The 20,467-nt window shown below is 63.9% G+C and carries 21 protein-coding genes; 10 read left to right on the forward strand and 11 right to left on the reverse strand.

Annotated features, from left to right (window positions below; all coding sequences use genetic code 11):
- Nucleotides 1–28 precede the first annotated feature (28 nt).
- Together ctaD and coxB are read right to left on the reverse strand one after the other, a co-directional pair.
- Entirely contained in the window at nt 29–1,615 is a 1,587-nt protein-coding gene (gene ctaD / locus CK501_RS02280) for a cytochrome c oxidase subunit I (RefSeq protein ID WP_095616097.1), read from the reverse strand.
- A gap of 31 nt (nt 1,616–1,646) precedes the next feature.
- A complete protein-coding gene (gene coxB, locus CK501_RS02285) occupies nt 1,647–2,429 on the reverse strand; it encodes a cytochrome c oxidase subunit II (protein WP_095616098.1) in 783 nt (260 codons plus the stop codon).
- 267 nt (nt 2,430–2,696) lie between these two features.
- On the opposite strand from coxB, the gene CK501_RS02290 reads away from it, so the two are divergent.
- Genes CK501_RS02290 through CK501_RS02300 form a run of 3 tightly spaced genes read left to right on the forward strand, consistent with a single transcriptional unit; the run spans nt 2,697 to nt 4,679 of the window.
- Nucleotides 2,697–3,350, forward strand: coding sequence for a hypothetical protein (locus CK501_RS02290; protein WP_095616099.1), 654 nt, complete (start codon nt 2,697–2,699; stop codon nt 3,348–3,350).
- A gap of 3 nt (nt 3,351–3,353) precedes the next feature.
- Nucleotides 3,354–3,761, forward strand: coding sequence for a DoxX family protein (locus CK501_RS02295; RefSeq protein WP_198949355.1), 408 nt, complete (start codon nt 3,354–3,356; stop codon nt 3,759–3,761).
- 12 nt (nt 3,762–3,773) lie between these two features.
- On the forward strand, nt 3,774–4,679 hold the full coding sequence (locus CK501_RS02300; RefSeq protein WP_095616100.1) for a hypothetical protein: 906 nt from the start codon (nt 3,774–3,776) through the stop codon (nt 4,677–4,679).
- A gap of 9 nt (nt 4,680–4,688) precedes the next feature.
- Here the strand turns inward: CK501_RS02300 and CK501_RS02305 are convergent, their stop codons facing one another.
- Together CK501_RS02305 and CK501_RS02310 are read right to left on the reverse strand one after the other, a co-directional pair.
- The gene (locus CK501_RS02305; RefSeq protein ID WP_198949356.1) at nt 4,689–4,952 is read right to left on the reverse strand and encodes a YheV family putative zinc ribbon protein; all 264 of its coding nucleotides are present in this window, start codon (nt 4,950–4,952) and stop codon (nt 4,689–4,691) included.
- Entirely contained in the window at nt 4,949–7,021 is a 2,073-nt protein-coding gene (locus CK501_RS02310; protein WP_095616102.1) for a M3 family metallopeptidase, read from the reverse strand. The genes CK501_RS02305 and CK501_RS02310 overlap by 4 nt, the downstream gene beginning before the upstream one ends.
- 83 nt (nt 7,022–7,104) lie before the next feature.
- On the opposite strand from CK501_RS02310, the gene CK501_RS02315 reads away from it, so the two are divergent.
- Nucleotides 7,105–7,644 carry a gamma carbonic anhydrase family protein gene (locus CK501_RS02315; protein WP_095616103.1) on the forward strand — a complete coding sequence of 180 codons (540 nt, stop codon included), beginning with the start codon at nt 7,105–7,107 and terminating at the stop codon, nt 7,642–7,644.
- Between the two features lie 139 nt (nt 7,645–7,783).
- Nucleotides 7,784–8,242 carry an Hsp20/alpha crystallin family protein gene (locus tag CK501_RS02320; protein ID WP_095616104.1) on the forward strand — a complete coding sequence of 153 codons (459 nt, stop codon included), beginning with the start codon at nt 7,784–7,786 and terminating at the stop codon, nt 8,240–8,242.
- Between the two features lie 69 nt (nt 8,243–8,311).
- Here CK501_RS02320 and CK501_RS02325 read toward each other — a convergent pair whose 3' ends face one another.
- From CK501_RS02325 to CK501_RS02355, 7 genes are all read right to left on the reverse strand, one after another.
- Nucleotides 8,312–9,139: a flagellar motor protein MotB gene (locus CK501_RS02325; protein WP_095616105.1), complete on the reverse strand. Its 828-nt coding sequence runs from the start codon at nt 9,137–9,139 to the stop codon at nt 8,312–8,314.
- A gap of 12 nt (nt 9,140–9,151) precedes the next feature.
- Nucleotides 9,152–9,925: a motility protein A gene (locus tag CK501_RS02330; protein ID WP_095616106.1), complete on the reverse strand. Its 774-nt coding sequence runs from the start codon at nt 9,923–9,925 to the stop codon at nt 9,152–9,154.
- Between the two features lie 88 nt (nt 9,926–10,013).
- Nucleotides 10,014–10,835, reverse strand: a complete 822-nt coding sequence (gene aroE / locus CK501_RS02335; protein WP_095616107.1) for a shikimate dehydrogenase — start codon at nt 10,833–10,835, stop codon at nt 10,014–10,016.
- Nucleotides 10,828–11,754: an oxygen-dependent coproporphyrinogen oxidase gene (gene hemF / locus CK501_RS02340; protein ID WP_095616108.1), complete on the reverse strand. Its 927-nt coding sequence runs from the start codon at nt 11,752–11,754 to the stop codon at nt 10,828–10,830. The genes aroE and hemF overlap by 8 nt, the downstream gene beginning before the upstream one ends.
- A gap of 33 nt (nt 11,755–11,787) precedes the next feature.
- Entirely contained in the window at nt 11,788–12,360 is a 573-nt protein-coding gene (locus tag CK501_RS02345; protein WP_233128827.1) for an L-threonylcarbamoyladenylate synthase, read from the reverse strand.
- 57 nt (nt 12,361–12,417) lie between these two features.
- The gene (gene dprA / locus CK501_RS02350; RefSeq protein ID WP_095616109.1) at nt 12,418–13,569 is read right to left on the reverse strand and encodes a DNA-processing protein DprA; all 1,152 of its coding nucleotides are present in this window, start codon (nt 13,567–13,569) and stop codon (nt 12,418–12,420) included.
- 29 nt (nt 13,570–13,598) lie between these two features.
- The gene (locus tag CK501_RS02355; RefSeq protein WP_095616110.1) at nt 13,599–14,621 is read right to left on the reverse strand and encodes a LysM peptidoglycan-binding domain-containing protein; all 1,023 of its coding nucleotides are present in this window, start codon (nt 14,619–14,621) and stop codon (nt 13,599–13,601) included.
- 191 nt (nt 14,622–14,812) lie between these two features.
- Here CK501_RS02355 and def point away from each other — a divergent pair, with 191 nt between their 5' ends.
- The 5 genes from def to CK501_RS02380 are packed head-to-tail and all read left to right on the forward strand — an operon-like array spanning nt 14,813 to nt 20,461.
- Nucleotides 14,813–15,319 (forward strand): peptide deformylase, encoded by a 507-nt coding sequence (gene def, locus CK501_RS02360; RefSeq protein ID WP_095616111.1) that lies wholly within the window; start codon nt 14,813–14,815, stop codon nt 15,317–15,319.
- Between the two features lie 14 nt (nt 15,320–15,333).
- The gene (gene fmt, locus CK501_RS02365; protein ID WP_095616112.1) at nt 15,334–16,275 is read left to right on the forward strand and encodes a methionyl-tRNA formyltransferase; all 942 of its coding nucleotides are present in this window, start codon (nt 15,334–15,336) and stop codon (nt 16,273–16,275) included.
- Entirely contained in the window at nt 16,272–17,588 is a 1,317-nt protein-coding gene (gene rsmB / locus CK501_RS02370; RefSeq protein ID WP_095616113.1) for a 16S rRNA (cytosine(967)-C(5))-methyltransferase RsmB, read from the forward strand. Before fmt ends, rsmB begins: the two co-directional genes overlap by 4 nt.
- 30 nt (nt 17,589–17,618) lie before the next feature.
- Nucleotides 17,619–19,001 (forward strand): Trk system potassium transporter TrkA, encoded by a 1,383-nt coding sequence (trkA, locus tag CK501_RS02375; RefSeq protein WP_095616114.1) that lies wholly within the window; start codon nt 17,619–17,621, stop codon nt 18,999–19,001.
- Nucleotides 19,002–19,012: 11 nt separating this feature from the next.
- On the forward strand, nt 19,013–20,461 hold the full coding sequence (locus CK501_RS02380; protein ID WP_095616115.1) for a TrkH family potassium uptake protein: 1,449 nt from the start codon (nt 19,013–19,015) through the stop codon (nt 20,459–20,461).
- Nucleotides 20,462–20,467: the final 6 nt, after the last annotated feature.

Genomic DNA, 20,467 nt, shown 5'->3' on the forward strand with positions numbered 1-20,467 from the left:
CGGTTTCCGTTTTTCCGGACCGCCGGGGTCAGTCGACCCGCGGCGGCTGCTCAAAGGTGTGATAGGGCGCCGGAGACGGAACCGTCCACTCCAGACCTTCCGCACCTTCCCAGGGTTTGGCGTCCGCCTTGGGCCCGCTCTTCACAGCCCTGTAGACAATGAAAACGAGCAGCAGCTGGCTGGCGCCGAACAGGAAAGCACCGATGGTTGAAACCTGGTTGAAGTTGGCGAACTGGATCGGGTAGTCCGCGTAACGCCGTGGCATACCGGCAAGGCCCAGGAAATGCATCGGGAAGAAGGCGATGTTCAGGCCGATGAACGACAGCCAGAAGTGCGCCTTGCCCAGTGCCTCGCTGTACATGCGACCGGACCACTTGGGCAGCCAGTAGTACACGGAAGCGAAGATGCCGTAGATGGCGCCCGGGATCAGAACATAGTGGAAGTGGGCAACCACAAAGTAGGTGTCATGATACTGGAAGTCCGCGGGAGCGATGGCCAGCATCACGCCGGAGAGCCCGCCCACCGTGAACAGCACCACGAAACCGATGGCGAACAGCATGGGGGTCTCGAAGCTGATGGAACCACGGAACATGGTGGTGATCCAGTTGAAGATCTTCACCCCTGTGGGCACCGCGATGATCATGGTCGCGTACATGAAGAACAGCTCACCGGGCAGCGGCAGACCGACCGTGAACATGTGGTGCGACCAGACCAGGAACGACAGGATCGCGATCGCGGCCGTGGCGTACACCATGGAGGTGTAGCCGAACAGCGGCTTGCGCGAGAAGGTCGGTATGATCTGGGAGATGATGCCGAACGCCGGCAGGATCAGGATATAGACCTCGGGGTGACCGAAGAACCAGAAAATGTGCTGGTACAGCACCGGATCACCACCCCCCGCGGCATCGAAGAAAGCGGTGCCAAAGTGGATATCCATGAGCAGCATGGTCACCGCGCCCGCCAGCACCGGCAGGACGGCGATCAGCAGGAAGGCGGTGATCAGCCAGGTCCACACGAACATGGGCATCTTCATCAGGGTCATGCCGGGGGCGCGCATGTTGATGATGGTGGCGATCACGTTGATCGCGCCCATGATGGAGGAGATGCCCAGAATATGGACCGAGAAGATGAAGAAGGTGGTGCTGTCAGGCCCATAGGTTGTGGACAGGGGCGCGTAGGCCGTCCAGCCGAAGTTGGGCGCACCGCCATCCATGAACAGGGTGGACATCAGGATCAGCGACCCGGTCACCAGCAGCCAGAAGCTCCAGTTGTTCATGCGCGGCAGGGCCATGTCCGGTGCGCCCACCATCAATGGGATCATCCAGTTGGCAAGCCCCACGAAGGCCGGCATTACGGCACCGAAGATCATGACCAGACCATGCATGGTGGTCATCTGATTGAAGAAGGCCGGCTCCACCATCTGGAGGCCTGGCTGGAACAGCTCGGCACGGATGATCATGGCCATGGCGCCGCCCGCGATGAACATCGCGAACGAAAACACCAGGTACATGGTGCCGATATCCTTGTGGTTGGTCGTGAACAACCACCGTCCAATCCCCTTGGCGGGGCCGTGATCGTGATGATCAGCGGCGTGAGCGTCTGCGACCGCACTCATGATGAACCCCCGTTATTCAAACGCTGAATACTTAACCGTCTTCGCCGGTCTGCTCGGCGACCCATTCGCGATATTCGTCCTTCGGTACTGCCTTGACCTCAATCGGCATGTCCGAGTGGCCCTGACCGCACAGCTCAGCACAGAGCCCATAGTAGGTGCCGGGCTCCTCGATCTTTGCCCAGTTCTTGTTGATGAACCCGGGGATCGCGTCCTGCTTCCAGCCGAACTCCGGTACCCACCAGCTGTGGATGACGTCGTTGGACGTGATCAGGAACCGGATCTTGGTATCAACAGGCAGAACCAGTGGGTTGTCCACGGAATACTTGTAGTCCCCGGTCTTCTCCATCAGGTTCTTTTCGGCGTCGCGCGGCGTATCCGGGGAACTGAAGAAGCTGATGTCCTCATCCATGTACTCATACTGCCAGCGCCACTGGTAGCCGGTAACCTTGATCTCCATCTCGGCGTCGGAGGTGTCGTACATATCCACCAGGGTGCCGGTGGCCGGAATGGCCATCATGATGAGAATCAGGAAGGGAATGACTGTCCAGATGATCTCCACCGTGGTGTTCTCGTGGAAATGCGCCGGCTTCGCCCCCTTCGAGTGGCGGTAGGCCAGAACCGACCAGAGTATGGCCAGGAAAACGCCCACACCGATCACAACACAGATCCAGAACACCCACATGTGAATGTCATAGATGGTGTTGCTTATGGAGGTGACACCTTCAGGAAGGTTAACCCCCCACTCGGCAAGGGCGCTGGACGGCGCCGTTACAGCAGTCGCCAGGGCACCGGCACGCAGGGCCTGCACGCTCATACCTCGTCTCCAACAAGAATTGTGTTTCGGCCCCGCGCACCATAGAAACGGGCCGTGGCGTCGAACCCTGGGGAACGCGGGGATATGTGTATGGGTCTCTCGCGCAAAGTTACGCAGAGTTTATCGTTTTTTGCGCGTATGACAACCGTCAAGCGTCAATTCTATCGTGTCCGGCCAGCTCCGACCACCCGCCGGGCACTGCCCGCAAACTCAGCTACACTGAGATAAAACCGCTCGCGGTCTCCATCCACCAGTGCTGTACGGTCCATGACGCCGGAGTCCATAACCCAGATCATCGCCCAGGCCGTGGCCCGGGAAGCCGCCGGCGGCCAGTTCCAGCAGGCACTCCGCGCCAGAGCGGAAGCCCTGCATGGGCTGTTCCGGGTGGAGGCCGACGACCCGACAGCGGCACTGTACGGCTTCGCCCGCGAGTACGTTGAAATGACGCCCGGACTCATCCACTGCGTCCGGATCTGCGCCGAACGTGCAGGGGTCGGCGCGCTGTTCCACCCCTTCCTCAAGACAGCCACCGGCTACTTCGCCCATCCGTCCGTGCTTCTGGCTGGCTATGAGGGACTGGAGGGGCTGCTGATCAAGGCCTACCAGTGCCACCGCCTGATGGAGGAGATGTACGAGAACAACCGGTCCTTCCGCAACAGCCATCTTCTGGAGCCGGAAGCCACCCAGGCCAACCTCCTCGTGCACCATCTCATCGGCGAGCCTTTCGCCAACGAGCTCGATCAGGCCATACTGATCACGGTACGCCAGATTGTCGGTTCAGGCGACTATTACGATCTGGATCTGGCGCCCTTTGTCGCCCAGGCCAGTGATGAGGCCTGGCAGTGGATGCATGAATACTGGACCAACCTGCTGGCGCGCAACGGAATCCATTTCCGGTTCTCGTTCCGCTCAGCACTGTAGGCAATGACCGAAGGGGACTCAGTGGTGCTCAACCAACCGGATCTCGCCCGTCTCATACTGCGTCTGGCGCTGGGGTTTCTGATCCTGCTGCATGGGATCAGCAAGCTGCTCAACGGCATCGGGCCAATCGAGAACCTTCTGGCCGCGCACGGCCTTCCGGCCATACTCGCGTGGGGGGTTCTGATTGGCGAGATCCTGGCGCCCGCCATGCTGATCCTGGGGGTTCACACCCGTGTCGCGGCGGTGCTGGTCACCATCAACATGGTCTTCGCCCTGGTTCTGGCACACCAGCACGAGCTGCTCGCGCTCAAGGCCAACGGCGGCTGGGCCCTGGAGCTGCCGGCGCTTTTCCTTGTAAACGCGGTGGTGATCCTGATGCTCGGACCAGGCCGCTACCGGGTCCATTCCTGACAGGAGCAGATCATGCTGACAACACGGAAGTCAGTCACCATTCTTCTGCTGCTCGCGCTGGCACCCCCTCTGCTGGCGGACACTGAGGGCGGCGACGGGCCCATCACGCTCTGGAAGCGCAACCATGACAGTCCGGCCATCCGCGAACTCGTGACAATGGCATTGGCGAAGACGCCGGATTACGGGCCCACGGAAATCCGCGCCAGCATGCCCATGGCCCAGGCCCGGGCCACCCGGCATCTGCGCGCCGGGAACAGGGACCGGGTCCGCATTGCGAACGTTGCCTCTTCCCCGGAACGCAACCGTGAGCTCAGACCCATACCGATTCCCATTGCCCAGGGCATGCTGGGGTTCCGCATCTGCATCATCCGCAAGGGTGAACAGGCGCGGTTTGACCGGATTTTCTCCGCGGGGGACTTCCAGCAGCAGGGCCTGACCATTGGCCAGGGTACGCACTGGCCCGATACCCGCATCCTGCGCCAGTCCGGCTTTGAGGTTGTGACCTCCCCACGTTTCGGTAACCTTCTGACGATGCTTGAGAGGGGCCGCTTCGACTGCTTCCTGCGCGGGGTTGGTGAGATCCTGATCGATCTGGATCAGTATCCAACCGAAGAACTGCAAGTGGAGGACCGGCTCGTGTTCACCTACCGGATGCCCTCATACCTGTTCGTGGCCCCGGATGACGAGTACATGGCCGAGCGGCTCACCGTGGGGCTGCACCGTGCCATGCTCAGCGGCGACTACGAGCAATGGTTCAGCACCTATTTCCGCGAGCCGATCCGCAGGCTGGAGGTCATGGACCGGGTCTTCATTCCCCTGCCCAACCCCTTCCTTGAGAACGGCGGATCACCGGTGCAGCTGCCGCTGATGCCGATACGCCCGGACCTTATGCTGCCGGTGCCGGAAGGCAGCCGCTGATTCCCGGCCTCAATGGGTCCCGCCGGATCCGGAAGGCAGGATCCGCACCGGCTGAGGGGTGTCATCCTTTTTCGGCGGATCCGGTTCCGTGGGTGTGACGCGGGTCTTCAGGGTTTCCGAGGCCGGGGTCATGTCCGCCGCTTCGGGCTGACGATCCTCGAAACCGCAGTCCACGCACTCCCGGAAGGTGCCTTCCTCGGTGGTATACATCACGATCCGGTCCATGGCACTGCAGCGGGGGCAAACCGCCCCGGCGATGAAGCGTTTCTTCAAGCTGGCTCTCCCGCGGCTGAGGCCGCCCGATCCGATTCAGTGATACCCGACTGGCGCAGCAGAGGCTCCTCGCTGGGGTCGCGCCCCCGGAAGGCCCGGTAGAGCGCCGCCGGTTCGCGTGAACCACCCTTTTCCAGAATATTCTCGCGGAAAGCGCGCCCCGCCTCCGGATCAAAAATGCCCTGTTCCTCGAACAGCGAGAAGGCATCCGCCGCCAGTACCTCGGCCCACTTGTAGCTGTAGTAACCCGCGGCATAGGGGCCGGCAAAGATGTGGGCGAAGGACTGCGGGAAACGGTTGAACGCCGGTGGATGCACCACGGCCACCTGGTTGCGGACCTCGGTCAGAAGCGCCAGCGGGTCCACGGGGTCAGCCGGGTCGTATTCGCTGTGCAGCCGGAAATCAAACAGCGAGAACTCCAGCTGGCGCACCATCTGCATGCCGCTCTGGAAGTTGCGCGCCGCCAGCATGCGTTCGAGCATGTCGTCCGGAAGCGGTTCGCCGGTCTCGTGATGGCCGGCAATCAGCGCCAGTGATTCACGGTCCCAGCACCAGTTCTCCAGGAACTGGCTGGGCAGCTCCACCGCGTCCCAGGCCACGCCGTTGATGCCGGAAACATCCGCCACGTCCACCCGGGTGAGCATGTGGTGCAGCCCATGGCCGAACTCATGGAAGAGCGTCACCACCTCATCATGGGTCAGCAACGAAGGCTGATCGCCCACGGGGGGCGTGAAGTTGCAGGTCAGGAAGGCGACCGGGAGCTGCACGCTGCCGTCGTCATGGCGCCAGCGGACACGGCAGTCGGCCATCCAGGCGCCACCCCGCTTGCCCTGGCGGGCGTAGAGATCCAGATAGAAGAAGGCCACGGGCTCGCCGCCGCGCTCCATGCGGTAGGCGGTCACGTCGTCGTGCCAGGCGGGGATGCTTTCATCCGCCACGATGCGCACCTCGAACAGCTTCTCGACCACCCGGAACAGGCCGCTGATCACCCGGTCCACCGGGAACCAGGGCCGGACCTCCTCCTCGGAAATACTGAACCGCGCATGACGCAGCTTCTCCCCGTAATACCCCAGGTCCCAGGCTTCCAGCGGCTCGGGCCCGCCCTGTTGCCGGGCAAACTCACGCAGTTCCTCGAGCTCACGCTCGGCGACCGGCCGGGCGCGCCCCGCCAGCCGGTTCAGGAAGCCCAGCACCTCCTCCTCGCTGGCCGCCATCTTGGTGGCCAGGCTCAGCTGGGCGTAGTTGTCGTACCCCAGAAGCTGGGCCTGTTCGTGACGGCGCTTCAGGATCTCGTCGATCAGCGGGCTGTTGTCCCAGCGCCCGGCATCCGGGCCCTGGTCCGACGCACGGGTGGTGAAGGCCTCGTACACCTCGCGGCGCAGTGCGCGGTTATCACAGTAGGTCAGCACCGGATAGAAGGAAGGAAAATCCAGGGTGATCACCCATCCGTCCAGGCCACGCTGCTGCGCCGCCTGGCGGGCACTGTCCATAGCGGTCTGGGGCAACCCCGAGAGCTCGGATTCATCGGTCACGTGACGGTACCAGTTCTGGGTGGCGTCCAGCACATTGTCACCGAAACGGCTCTCCAGATCCGCCAGTTCCTGGGAAAGAGTGGCGAAACGCGCCTTCTGCGCCTCCGGCAGATCCACGCCGCCGAGCCGGAAGTCGCGCAGGGTCTGGCGGATCGCTTCCTGTTGATCCTCCCTCAGCTGCGGGAATTCATCGCTTTCCGCCAGCCGCTTGTAGGTCTCGCACAGCGCCGCGTTCTGGCTGATCTCGGAACCGTATTCGGTGATCTTCTGGAGGCAGCGCTTGTGCACCTCGCGGATGGCTTCGTCGTTCATGACGCCATTGAGGTGCGAGAGGATCGACCAGGCGTTATTGAGGCGGTCGTCCAGGACCTGCATCGGCTGTGCCAGGCTCTCCCAGGTCGGGGCCTGCTGCTCCGCCAGTTCCGCCACGCGTGCCCGGTTCTCCTTCAGGATCCGGTCGATGGCCGGCTCCATGTGCTCGACATCAATGGCATCGAACTGCGGCAGCTGGTCCTGAGCCAGCAGAGGATTGTTCATGGAGCGTCTCCTGCGTGTGACCTTGATGCAATCATGATGACATACTTCCCGTAACCACCCTAAGTTCAGATGGAGGACCCACCGTGACCCGGATCCGCAGCCACAAGGGCGATCACCCCCAGCTCGGGGACCGCGTATGGATTGATCCCACCGCCACCGTCATCGGCGACGTGGTGCTGGGCGACGACTGCTCGGTCTGGCCCATGACCGCCATAAGGGGCGATATGCACCGCATCCGCATCGGCAACCGCTGCAGCATCCAGGACGGTTCCGTCTGCCACATCACCCACGCCGGCCCCTACAACCCGGACGGCTTCCCCCTCACTGTGGGCGATGATGTCACGGTCGGGCACAAGGCCCTGCTGCACGGCTGCACCATCGGCAGCCGGGTGCTGGTCGGTATGGGCTCCATCATCATGGACGGTGCCGTCGTGGAGGACGAAGTCATCATTGCCGCCGGCACCCTGGTACCGCCGGGCAAGACCCTGGAATCCGGCTACCTGTACCGCGGCAGCCCAGCACGCCAGGCCCGCCCCCTCACCGACGAGGAGCTTGAGTTCTTCACCTACACTGCCGGAAATTACGTCAAGCTCAAGGACGAATTCCTTGCCGATGCCCCTTGAAAATACGCAGGCAGTCCCTACCTATCCAACAGGGCGTTAGGGAAGCGGACTGATGATCCGGCGCCGGTCAGCCACGCTCCCCCCTGATGAAGCTGTTGTCCCGACATGATTTCAGGTTCGTTGAGAGGAGGTGATAACCATGACAGCCATGACCCGCTGGAACCCCTTTGCCGAGTTCGAGGACATTCTCGATCGCTATAACCGCCAGGTGGCCGGCCGCAATGCGGCCCCGGCCACCAACGGCAACCGGGAGATCCTGCAGAAAACCGACTGGGCACCCTCGGTGGACATCACCGAGAACAAGGATGCCTTCGTCATAACCGCGGAACTGCCCGGAATCCGGAAAGAGGATGTGAATGTCTCGGTGCAGGATGGCGTCCTCACCATTCAGGGTGAGCGCAGCTTCGAGAACACCGAGGACGAGGCCAAACGGCACCGTGTGGAACGGTTCTACGGCCACTTCGCCCGCAGCTTCTCGCTGCCGGATAATGTGGACGACGAGAACATCAAGGCCAACTACCACGATGGCGTGCTTGAGCTGACCCTGGCCAAGCAGGAGAAGGCCAAGCCCCGGGCCATCGAGGTGGAAGTCAACTGACCCCTCGGGGCAGGACGCCCCATGGTGCTCCGGCGCCGGCTCTGCCGGCGCCTTTTTTATGCCCGGAACTCAGCTCCCGGTGTCACAGTCCGGCTCATAGATCTCGATCTCCACCCGCCGGTTCTTCTCCCGCCCCTCCGGCGTATCGTTATCGGCGATAGGGCGGGTTTCGGCACGTCCTGCCGCCACCACGTTTTCCGCCGGTATGGCGCGGTTGAGCACCAGCTCATGCACCAGGGAAGCAGCACGCGCCGCGGACAGATCCCAGTTGGAGCGGTAACGGTCACTGACGATGGGCCGGTTGTCCGTATGGCCGGTGACGATCACCTCGCCGTCACAGCGGGCTACAATATCCACGATGTCGTCCACCACAGGGCGGATATCCGGAATCAGTTCGGCACTACCCACCGGAAAGGTCGCCTCGTCATTGAAACGGATCACCACCCGCTGGCGGTCAAACCCGACGTCAATCTGCTCCTCACTGACCGCATCCTCCATTTCCGAGATCAGCATGCTGGCGAGCTGTTCCACCCCGGGGTGTACATCCGGGCGGGCCGGCTCCGCCGAGGCCTGATCCCGGAGCATGGCGTCGCCCTCGGAAGGGGCCGCGGGTGCCCCGTCCATGGGGATGGGAACATCCTCGCTGATGGCCGGCGACTCCGTATCCTCATCCGCCAGCCCCTGGGGCTCGGGCATCCGATCGGGCGCCATATTGAACGCCTCAACCAGGGACGTGACCATGGCCCGGTACTTCTCCGCATCCATGCTGGAAAAGGACAGCATCAGGATGAAAAAGGTCATCAGCAGCATGAACATGTCCGCCAGGGTGGTCATCCACCCCGGCGAGCTGCTGCTGGTGTTGCCGCGTCGGGGCCGGCGCTTCGGCAGTGCCGCCATCAACGCCCTCCGTCAGGCCTGTCGGCCCTGGTCGAGGCGCTGACGCGCCTCGGGTGAGAGGTAGGCGGCCAGCACATCCTGCATGACGCGCGGGTTCTGGCCCTGCAGGATGTTCTGCATGGAGGTCAGCACCAGGGTCATGTTGCGCTGCTCGTCCTGCATCTTGAGCTGGAGCTTGTCCGCCAGCGGCAGGAAGATCACCTGGCCGATGGCCACGCCATAGAAGGTGGTCAGCAGGGCCACCGCCATGGCGGGGCCAATGCCCGACGGGTCATCCATCTGGTTGAGCATCTGCACCAGCCCCACCAGTGTGCCGATCATGCCCAGCGCCGGCGCGGAGTCGCCAATGCCCCGGAAGACCCTTTCAGCATTCTCATAGCGCTCCAGCGTCTGCTGGAACTCGTGGGTCATGGCTTCTTCGATGAATTCCGGCGGATGACCGTCCACGGCCAGCTCAATGCTTCTGGCCAGGAACCGGTAGCGGGTGTCGTAATCCTCCAGGCCCAGGATGCCTTTCTTGCGGACGATGTCCGCCAGGTCCCGGATCTGCAGGATCAGGTCCAGGGGCTCCTCGGTGCGGTCCCGGAAGGCCTCGCCAAACGCCATGCGGAAGGCGCTGACCACCGAGGTCATGCGGTGCTTGATGAGGGTCACCGCCAGGGTGCCCACCACCACGATGAGAAAACCGGGAATATTGAGGAAGGACGCGAGACCGGAACTGGTGGCGATCGCGGCAACAATGGTGGTGATGCCGACCAGCAGGCCGAGCAGTGTCAGAAGATCCATGGCGCCTCACTGTCTCTGAAAGGGGCCGGGAATTCCTCCCGGCTGGCCTCCATGGCCCCAGCATAGTCCAGATTCAGCGGAACAGCCTTCAGTCGGGGCGCAGCATGGCCATTACCGGACCTGTGTCCGGGCGCACCTGGCGCCACTTCAGGAAGGATTCCGCCGCCTGTTCAACCAGCATGCCCAGCCCGTCAAGGCGCAGCCCGGAACCCTGCTGGCGTGCCCAGGCGTTGAAGGCGGTCTCCGCCTGGCTGTACATCATGTCGTAGCAGACGGTTGCCGGGTTGACGAGGCCGCCCGGCAACGGTGGCAACTCGCCCTGCAGGCTGGCACTGGTGCCGTTGATGATCACATCGAAGGGCCCGAGCAGAGCCTCAAAGGTGCTGGCCGCCACGGCACCGGTATCCCCGAAGAGATCCCGCAGCCCCTCGGCGCGCGCCAGTGTGCGGTTGGCGATCACCACTTCCGCCGGTGCTTCCTTCAGCAATGGCTCCAGGATGCCGCGCACGGCGCCGCCGGCGCCCAGCACCAGAATCCGGGCACCGGCCAGGGTCACGCCGTTGTTCACACGCAGATCCCGCACCAGCCCGGCACCATCGGTGTTGTCCCCGACCAGGGTACCGTCCGTCTCCCGCCAGAGGGTGTTCACCGCGCCCGCCCGGGCTGCCCTGGGCTCATGGCGGCCGGCGGTCTCCCAGGCCTGCTGCTTGAACGGCACCGTCACGTTGAGCCCGGCACCGCCCTCCGCAAAGAAGCGCTCGACGCTATCCCGGAACCCTTCCAGCGGTGCCAGAAGCCGCTCATAGACCAGGGACTCACCGGTCTGTTCAGCAAATGCCGTATGGATGCGCGGCGACAGGCTGTGCTCAATGGGGTTGCCGACCACGGCGTAGCGGGCCTGTTCACTCATCCGTTTCCTCCAGCCAGTTGCGGGGTTGCAGAAAGTAGTCACTCAGCCGCGCCTCGGGCGTTCCGGATTCCGGCTGCCAGTTGTAGTCCCAGCGCACCAGCGGCGGCAGGGACATCAGGATGGACTCCGTGCGCCCTCCGGACTGCAGCCCGAACAGCGTGCCCCGGTCGTAGACCAGGTTGAACTCGACGTAGCGCCCCCGGCGGTAGAGCTGGAACTGACGCTCGCGCTCGCCATAGGGCGTATGGCGGCGTGCCTCCACAATGGGCACATAGGCCGGGAGGTAGCTGTCCCCGATGGAACGCATCAGTTCAAAGCTGTGCTCAAAGGAGCCCTCATTGTAGTCGTCGAAGAAGAGCCCGCCGATGCCGCGCTGTTCGCCACGGTGCTTGAGGTGGAAATAGTCGTCACACCACTGGCGAAAGCGGTGCCAGGTGTCATCGCCGGCCGGGGCGCAGGCTTGCCGGGCCGTTTCGTGCCAGTACCGGCAGTCCGCCACGAAGCCGTAATAGGGCGTCAGGTCGAAGCCACCACCGAACCACCAGACCGGATCGCGGCCTTCCGGCCTGGCAATGAAGAAGCGCACGTTGGCGTGGGAGGTGGGCACATAGGGATTACGCGGATGGATCACCAGCGATACACCCATGGCCTCCCAGCTCGCACCCGCCAGCTCCGGACGGCTGGCGGACGCCGAGGGCGGCAGTTCCGCGCCCATGACGTGGGAGAAATTCACGCCGCCCTTCTCGAACAGATCCCCGTCCTCAATCACGCGGCTGCGGCCACCTCCGCCGGCTTCCCGCTCCCAGGTCTCCTCCCGGAAACCGGCACCGCCATCCAGCTCGCCCAGGGTTTCGGTAATCCGGTCCTGGAGATCAATCAGGTACTGGTAGACGGCGTCCGGGTCAGGGGTGTTGTTCATGGGTGCTCCTCGGCGGTCCGTGGGCGGGCATTGTCAGTCACGCAGAAGGGTACCATCCATGGGGTCGATGATGCGGCTCGGGCGTCGGGCGCCACCCAGGGCTCCGGTTAGGATACCATCCAGCTCACTGCCGAATGCCCGGTGGATCTGCCAGGGCCAACGCAGCGGCGAACCGCCGGCGCGATTGCAGGAGGTGGATACCAGTGGCCCACCGAAAGCCCGACACAGACGCCGGACCTGGGGGTGCTCGGGCACCCGCACGGCCACCCGTTCGTGGTCGCCGCGCACCAGGGAAGGCACACGCTGGTCGGGATCCGGCAACAGCAGGGTATTGGGGCCGGGCCAGTAGTCGTCCACCGCCTTCCGGAGCGCTGCTGGCGCGTCCGCCAGCAGGAAATCCAGCTGCCGCGTATCCGCCGCCACCAGGATCAGGCCCTTGTGCCAGGGCCGGCCCTTGAGCGCCAGGATCCGCTCCACGGCCTCCGGGTCCCAGGGGTCACAGCCCAGTCCCCAGACCGCCTCCGTGGGGTAGGCCCAGACGCCGCCGGCCATGAGTGAATCCACTGCCTGTTCAATATGCCACCAGTCCGGGCTCCGCGCTGCCACCGGTACCTCCGTCTCCAGAATCGTCAGGCGGAAGTCTATCCCCAGCGGCGGCCCACGTCAGCCCGATCGGCGTCGATAGCCGCCCGGCGTTGATTCCACCAGCCCCTCCATCTCCAGCAGCAGCATGGCCTGGAGCAGGTCGGCGGCTGCCATGCCCGTGGCCCGGCAGAGACGGTCCGAGTCCACCGGTTCATAGGTCACTGCATCCAGAACACGACGGCTGTCATCATCCAGGTGTGCCGGCGTGTGAGCGGCTTCCGGTTGGGTCTGCGACGGCAGGGACTCCCAGACACCCAGCTCCGAAACAATGTCCTCCACTGTCTCCACCAGCACTGCGCCTTCCCGGATCAGGCGATGACAGCCCCGGACGCCTGGCTGATGGATGGACCCGGGAATGGCGAAGACCTCCCGCCCCTGCTCCATCGCCAGCCGTGCCGTGATGAGCGAGCCGCTGCGCAGCCCGGCTTCCACCACCAGAACCCCCCGGCAGAGCCCGCTGATCAGGCGGTTGCGCTGGGGAAACAGGTGGGCACGGGCCGGGGTTCCCGGAGGCAGCTCCGAGACCAGAAGCCCTCCGGCCTCCAGCATGTCCCTGGCCAGCGCCTCGTGGCGGCGCGGATAGGGGCGGTCCACGCCGTTGGCGAGGATGCCCACGGTGGCACCAGCGCCTTCCAGCGCGCCCTTGTGGGCCGCCCCGTCAATGCCGAGGGCCAGGCCACTGACCACGCTGAAGCCACCCTCGGCCAGGGCATGGGCAAAACGCCGCGCATGGTTGAGGCCGTCGCGGCTGGCGTGCCGGCTGCCGACCATGGCGAGGCAGGGGCGATTGAGCCCGTTGATGTCACCCCGGCAGTAGAGCACTGGCGGAGGGCCATGGATGTGTCTCAGCGTCTCGGGATAGGCCGGATCCCGCCAGTGGATAACACGGATCCCGAGCTCCCGGCACTGCTGCCGGGCATGATCCAGGCGTTTTCGCGTGGTGGGCTCCAGCCCCTGGGCCTGCCAGGCGGTCAGGGACTGGCGGGTGGAGGGCGGCAGACCGAGGGCCCGCAGGCTGTCCGGCGTCATGGCCAGCAGCCGTGTGGGGTCCTCAAGCTGATCCAGCACCACCTGCCAGTGCTCCGGATTCATGCCCGGCAGCAGCGCCAGAAGATGATGGGCATCGCCCGTCTCCGGGCCGGGGAGGGTGGGTCGTTCCATGACCGTCATCGGTGACTTCCTCTGTCAGAAAGGTTGTTTCAGGGGTTACGGACCTCGTCCATGATCTCCAGTGGTCGCGTCGCCTGCAGCACCAGCCCGTAGCTGAGCTTCTCATAGGTGCGGAAGACCATCAGCAGCCCGGCCCGTTCCGACGGCAGCTGCAGCAGTTCATCCGTCACCGGGTCCCGCGCCTGGTTGCCCTGCTTGTAGGCCGCCAGCACATGACCCGGCTCCAGGCCCTCGCGTTCACCGCGGTTGATGGTGACCACATTATACTGGCCGATGTTGCTGACGCCATCCTCGACATCGATCATCTGCCCCCGGATCTCGGTCCCGGGCGCGCGGGGCTGGAAGCGCGTGGTGATCTCGCGTGCCTCGGTGGGCAACAGCCGGTCCTTCGCTTCAATCTCTTCACGGCTGGCGGTCAGATCCACGCTCAGAAGCTCACCGTTGACCTCGGCCACACGACCACGGCCCATGGAACGTGCCTCCAGACCCAGGAATTCACCGGTTTCCGGATCCACGTGCCGCGTGCCGCGCCGGAACACCGCCAGGGTCTCCCGGGGCTGCGCCTCGCCTCTTGCGTAGACCCGATCCCCGGCACCCGTGATCGAACGCCGATCCCGGCCCTGCACGATATAGGGCGCTTCCTCCAGCGTGGACTCATCAACGATGCGCGTGTTGGACAGGAAGCTCCGGATCTCCTCCAGTGGAATGGTGGGAATGGGGGTGTCCAGCGGGGTTTCCTTCACCTCCGGGGAGAGCTTGATTTCCCGGTCCGTGTCCTTGGCCCGCGTCAGCCGCGGCTGGCCATCCACCCAGGTCAGTTCCAGGACATCGCCCGGGTAGATCAGGTGCGGATTGTCCACCTGGGGGTTGGCCTGCCAGATCTCCGGCCAGTTCCACGGTTCCTTCAGGAAGCGTGCGCTGATGTCCCAGAGTGTATCCCCGGGCTGGACGGTATACTGCTCGGGATGGTCATCCCGCAGCTGTGTCTCGGCCATGATCCCGGTGGCGCCCAGCCCGAGGGCCACCGTGAGCAGAATCGACAGAATCCTCATGCTCGGTTTCCTTGCTGGCTTGTCTCGATCGATCGACGTCATTATTTCACCACTATAGAAGAAATAACGCCATTTGCGATCCCAGTGGGTGGACCCTGTCCACAACACTGCAATGATTTGTAAGCGCCGCGGTTTGTGCGGCCATTGCCTGATGCGTGATAATGACGCCAGTAACCCTTCGGAGCAGCACCATGACTCTCAGTATTCTGGAATTTCCGGACCCGCGGCTGCGGACCGTTGCCGAGCCGGTGACGTCCGTCGATGACAGCATCCGGCGCCTGGTCGATGACATGATCGAAACCATGTATGAGGCGCCGGGCATCGGGCTGGCCGCCACCCAGGTGAACGTCCACCGGCGGGTACTGGTGATCGATCTTTCCGAGGACCAGAGCAACCCCCGGGTATTCATCAACCCTGAACTCGAGATCCCCGAGAGCGAGAAGGAGCCCATGCAGGAAGGCTGCCTCTCCATTCCGGGCGTCTACGAGGATGTCTCCCGTCCGCAGTCCGTGCGGGTCCGGGCACTGGACTACCACGGTGAGCCCTTCGAAGAGGAGCACAGCGGTCTCATGGCGGTCTGTCTGCAGCATGAGGTGGATCACCTGAACGGTAAGCTCTTCATCGACTATCTGAGCCAGCTCAAGCGCAGCCGCATCCGGCGCAGGGTCGAGAAACAGCAGCGCCAGAAAGCCTCCTGAGGAGTCACTGAACCGTGCGGATCGTTTTCGCGGGCACCCCGGATTTTGCCGCGGCCAGTCTCAGCGCCCTGATTGAAGCGGGGCACGAGATCCTGGCCGTCTATACCCAGCCGGACCGCCCCGCCGGGCGGGGCCGAAAGGCACGTCGCGGCCCGGTATCCCAGCTGGCCCATGACCACGGGCTCCGGATTGAACAGCCCGAAAGCCTGCGCAACAGGGAAGCGCAGGCCACGCTGAGGGAGCTGGCCCCGGATGTGATGGTGGTCGCCGCCTATGGCCTGATCCTGCCCCAGTCCGTTCTGGACATCCCGGACCACGGCTGCCTGAACGTCCACGCCTCGCTGCTGCCACGCTGGCGCGGGGCCGCGCCCATCCAGTGGGCCATCGCCGCCGGCGACAGCGAGACCGGCATCAGCATCATGCAGATGGACGCCGGGCTGGATACCGGGGATGTGCTCAGCCGCCACCGCCTTACCATCGCGGACGACGAGACGGGTGGCAGCCTTCACGACCGGCTGGCCGGGCTTGGTGGCGAAGCCATCACGGCAGCACTGCACGAACTGGCGCACGGCAGCCTGGACCCCGAACCCCAGGATGATCACAGGGCCTCCTATGCGCGCAAGCTCGAGCGCAGCGATGGCCGCATCGACTGGCAGGGATCGGCGCAGTCCCTGGCGCGCCGCGTCCGCGCTTTCAATCCCTGGCCCATGGCTCACACCACGGTGGATGACGGGGCTCTGCGCGTGCTCTTTGCGGAACCGGTGAACACCGAGGTGACGGATGCCGAGCCGGGGACGGTTCTCGAGCGCGAGCCCGCCGGAGCACTGGTGCAGTGCGGTGAGGGCGTCATCCGCCTCACCCGGGTCCAGCTGCCCGGCGGCCGCCCCCAGTCCATCCAGGACCTCATCAATGGCGGCAGGCCCGTGCTCCTCACCGGTCAGAGGCTGGGAGCATGAGCGGCGTGACAGGGGGCTCCCTGCGCGCCACGGCAACCCGCATCATCCACCAGGTGGTTCACAGCGGCCAGTCCCTTGGGCAGATCCTGCCCCCCGCCCTTGAGGGTCTGCCGGCGGATGAGCGCGGCCGGCTTCAGGACTGGTGCTTCGGCAGCTGCCGCTGGTGGCACCGCCTCAACGCGGAACTCCAGCAGCGGCTGCACAAGCCCCTGCCGAAACGCCATGCGCAGCTGGAGTCCCTGTTGATTCTCGGTCTCTACCAGCTTCGCCACACGCGGATAGCACCCCATGCGGCCATTCACCAGAGCGTCGAGACCGCCAGGGAACTCGGCGCGCACCAGCTCACCGGCCTGGTCAATGGCATACTCCGGAAAAGCCTGCGTGACGGCGAATCAGAGCCCGTTACCGATGCCATCCGCTACAGCCATCCGGAATGGCTGGTAGCCAAGCTCAGTGCCAACTGGCCGGAGCACTGGCAGGCTATGCTGGAGGCGAACAACCGCAGGGCCCCCATGAGCCTGCGCTATCATACCGGTCATCATGACCAGGCCAGTGCCCTGGCAGCACTGGCGGACGCCGGGCTGTCCGCACAACCCGGCCAGCTCGCGCCCCATGCCCTGCAGCTGGATGAAGCCTGCCCCGTGGAACGCATTCCAGGCTTCGCCGAAGGCCACTTCAGTGTGCAGGACGAAGCCGCGCAGCTGTGTACCCAACTGCTTGAGCTGGCCCCGGGCCAGCGGGTGCTGGACGCCTGTGCTGCCCCCGGCGGCAAGACCGGCGCCATCCTGGAGCACGAACCGGACCTCACGGAAGTAGTAGCGCTGGACTCGGACCGGGACCGACTCGGGCGGATCACCGAAAACCTTGAACGCATCGGCGCCGGCGCCCGGCTGGTGGCGGCGGATGCCGGCGATCCGGACGCCTGGTGGGACGGCACCGCGTTCGACCGCATCCTGCTGGATGCCCCCTGCAGTGGCACCGGTGTGATCCGCCGCCACCCCGACATCAAGCTGCTGCGCCGCGAGACCGACATCCGCGAGCTGGCGGATACCCAGCTGCGCCTGCTGGAGGCCTGCTGGCAGACGCTGGCCATCGGCGGCCGGCTGGTCTACGCCACCTGCTCTGTGCTTCAGCAGGAGAATGCGCGTATCATACAGCGCTTCATCAATGGCCACATGGATGCCCAGCTGGTCCCCATAACGCTGGACTGGGGCATCGAGACCGGTTACGGTCGCCAGTTAATCACGGGGGAGCGGGAACAGGACGGCTTTTTCTACGCCTGTCTGGAGAAAAACCCGGCCCACTGGGTCTGACGGATCCGGCAAGGGAGTCAGCAGTTACCCATGAAGATCATCATTCTCGGCGCCGGTCAGGTTGGGGGTACGCTCGCTGAAAACCTGGCCAGTGAGGCCAACGACATTACCGTGGTGGACAACAATCCAGGCCGGCTGCGCGAGCTCCAGGACCGGCTGGACATCCAGTCCGTGCTGGGGCGCGGCTCCTATCCGCGCGTGCTCAAGCAGGCCGGGGCCCAGGACGCGGACATGCTGATCGCCACCACCAACAGTGATGAGGTCAACATGGTCGCCTGCCAGGTGGCCTGGACCTGCTTCCGCACCCCCACCAAGATCAGCCGTGTACGCACCGGCGCCTACCTCGCCCGCCCGGAGCTGTTCGACCGGGACAAGAAGGAAGGCTTCCCCATTGACGTGCTGATCAGCCCGGAGCAGGTGGTGACCGAGCACATCACGCGCCTGATCGAATACCCCGGCACCCTCCAGGTTCTGGACTTCTCCCGGGGGCTGGCACGGCTGGTGGCGATCCGCGCCAGCGAGGGCGGCCCACTGGTGGGGCATGAGCTGTCCTACCTGCGCGCGCACATGCCGCGCATCGACACCCGGGTCGCAGCCATCTTCCGGCGCGACCGGCCCATCATTCCCCAGGGCGACACCGTGATCGAGGAGGGCGACGAGGTCTTCTTCATCGCCGCCAGTGACCATATCCGCGCGGTCATGAGCGAACTCCAGCCCCTGGAGAAGCCCTACAAGCGCATCATGATCACCGGTGGCGGCAACATCGGCCACCGCCTGGCACGCACTCTGGAGGATCGCTTCCGGGTTCGGATCATCGAGCGCAGTCAGGACCGCTGCATCGAACTGTCGGAGAACCTGGACAACACCATCGTTCTCCAGGGCGATGCCGCCAACAAGGACCTGCTGCTGCAGGAGAACATCGAAGACACGGACGTGTTCTGCGCCGTCACCGATGACGACGAAGCCAATATCATGGCCTCGATGCTCGCCAAGCGCCTGGGCGTTCGCAAGGTGATGACACTGATCAACAATCCGGACTACGTGGACCTGATCCAGGGCGGTGAGATCGACGTGGCGATCTCGCCGCAGCAGACCACCATCGGCAGCCTGCTCACGCATGTGCGCAAGGGCGATGTGGTCAATGTTCATTCACTGCGTCGGGGCGCGGCCGAGGCCATCGAAGCCATCGCCCACGGCGACCAGCGTTCTTCCAAGGTCGTGGGGCTGCGGCTGGACGAAATCCCGCTGCCGGAAGGCACCACCATCGGCGCCATTGTGCGCGACAACGAGGTGCTGATCGCCCACGACCACGTCCGGGTCCAGCCGGACGATCACGTCATCCTCTTCCTGGTGGACAAGACACGGATCCGGGAAGTGGAGAAGCTCTTCCAGGTCGGACTCACGTTCTTCTAGAAGGGCACGCCATGCGTTACGGAGTCATTGCCAGAATCCTCGGCCTGCTGATGATGCTCTTCAGCCTGACGCTGCTGCCACCGATTCTGGTATCGCTGATCTATCAGGACGGGCAGTCTCTCGCATTTCTGGAAGGGTTTGCAGTCGTTCTTCTATCCGGGGCACTGATCTGGTGGCCCAACCGTCGGAACAATATGGAGTTGCGGGTACGCGATGGCTTCCTGATTACATCGCTCTTCTGGGTTGTTCTCAGCGTATCGGGGGCCGTTCCGTTCTTCTTCAGTTCCGAACCCAGTATGGTATTCGTCGATGCTCTTTTTGAATCTGTTTCCGGACTGACGACGACTGGCGCGACTGTGCTGACCGGTCTTGATGGCCTTCCCAAATCGATCCTCTGGTACCGGCAGCAGATTCAGTGGCTGGGCGGCATCGGCATCATCGTCCTGGCAGTCGCTATGCTGCCCATGCTGGGTATCGGGGGCATGCAGCTGTATCGAGCTGAGGTCCCCGGACCAGTCAAGGACAGCAAGCTCACACCACGCATTGCGGAAACCGCAAAAGCGCTTTCCTATATCTACGTGATACTGACCATTGCCTGCGCCCTGTCCTACTGGGCGGCTGGAATGACGCTTTTTGATGCGATCGGTCACAGCTTTGCGACCATCGCCACAGGTGGGTTCTCCACCCATGATGCCAGTTTCGCCTATTTCGACAGCTCAACCATTGAACTGATCGGCTCTCTTTTCCTGTTCCTGAGTGGCATCAATTTCGCTCTGCATTTCATGGCGTGGAATCAAAAGGGGCCCGGTCAGTACATCAGAGACCCTGAATTCCGCTTCTATGCAGGCGTAATGGCCGGGGGCTGCATCATTACGATCGTCCTGCTTTTGATCAACGACGTCTATGTCCCCCTCAGCAGCATTTCCAAAGGTCTTTTCCAGGTACTCTCCGTTGCGACAACGGCCGGGTTTGGAACGGGGGATTTCGCATCCTGGCCCGGAATCCTTCCGGTCATGCTGATTCTCATGGCCTTCATGGGGGGCTCCGGAAGCTCAACGACCGGCGGAATGAAAGCCATGCGGATCCTGTTGATCTATCGTCAGGGTGCACGGGAAATCCGCCGGATCCTTCACCCCAATGCGGTTATTCCCATCAAACTTGGTAACCGTCCGGTTTCCGACCGCATCCTCCAGGCAGTCTGGGGCTTCTTCTCCATGTATATGGTGGTGTTCGTTGTACTGCTGATGATCAACCTCGCGGTGGGTCTGGATCAGGTCACCGCGTGGACCGCCGTTGTGGCCACCCTGACCAACCTGGGTCCGGGTCTCGGCGAGGTCTCGAGCACTTTCCAGACCATGCCGGATCTCACCAAGTGGGGCGGCATGGCGGCGATGATCCTGGGGCGCCTGGAAATCTTCACCCTGCTGGTGCTGTTCACCCCGGAATTCTGGCGGCGCTGAGCGGCC

It is taken from the genome of Halovibrio salipaludis, assembly GCF_002286965.1.
GTDB lineage: Bacteria > Pseudomonadota > Gammaproteobacteria > Pseudomonadales > Oleiphilaceae > Halospina > Halospina salipaludis.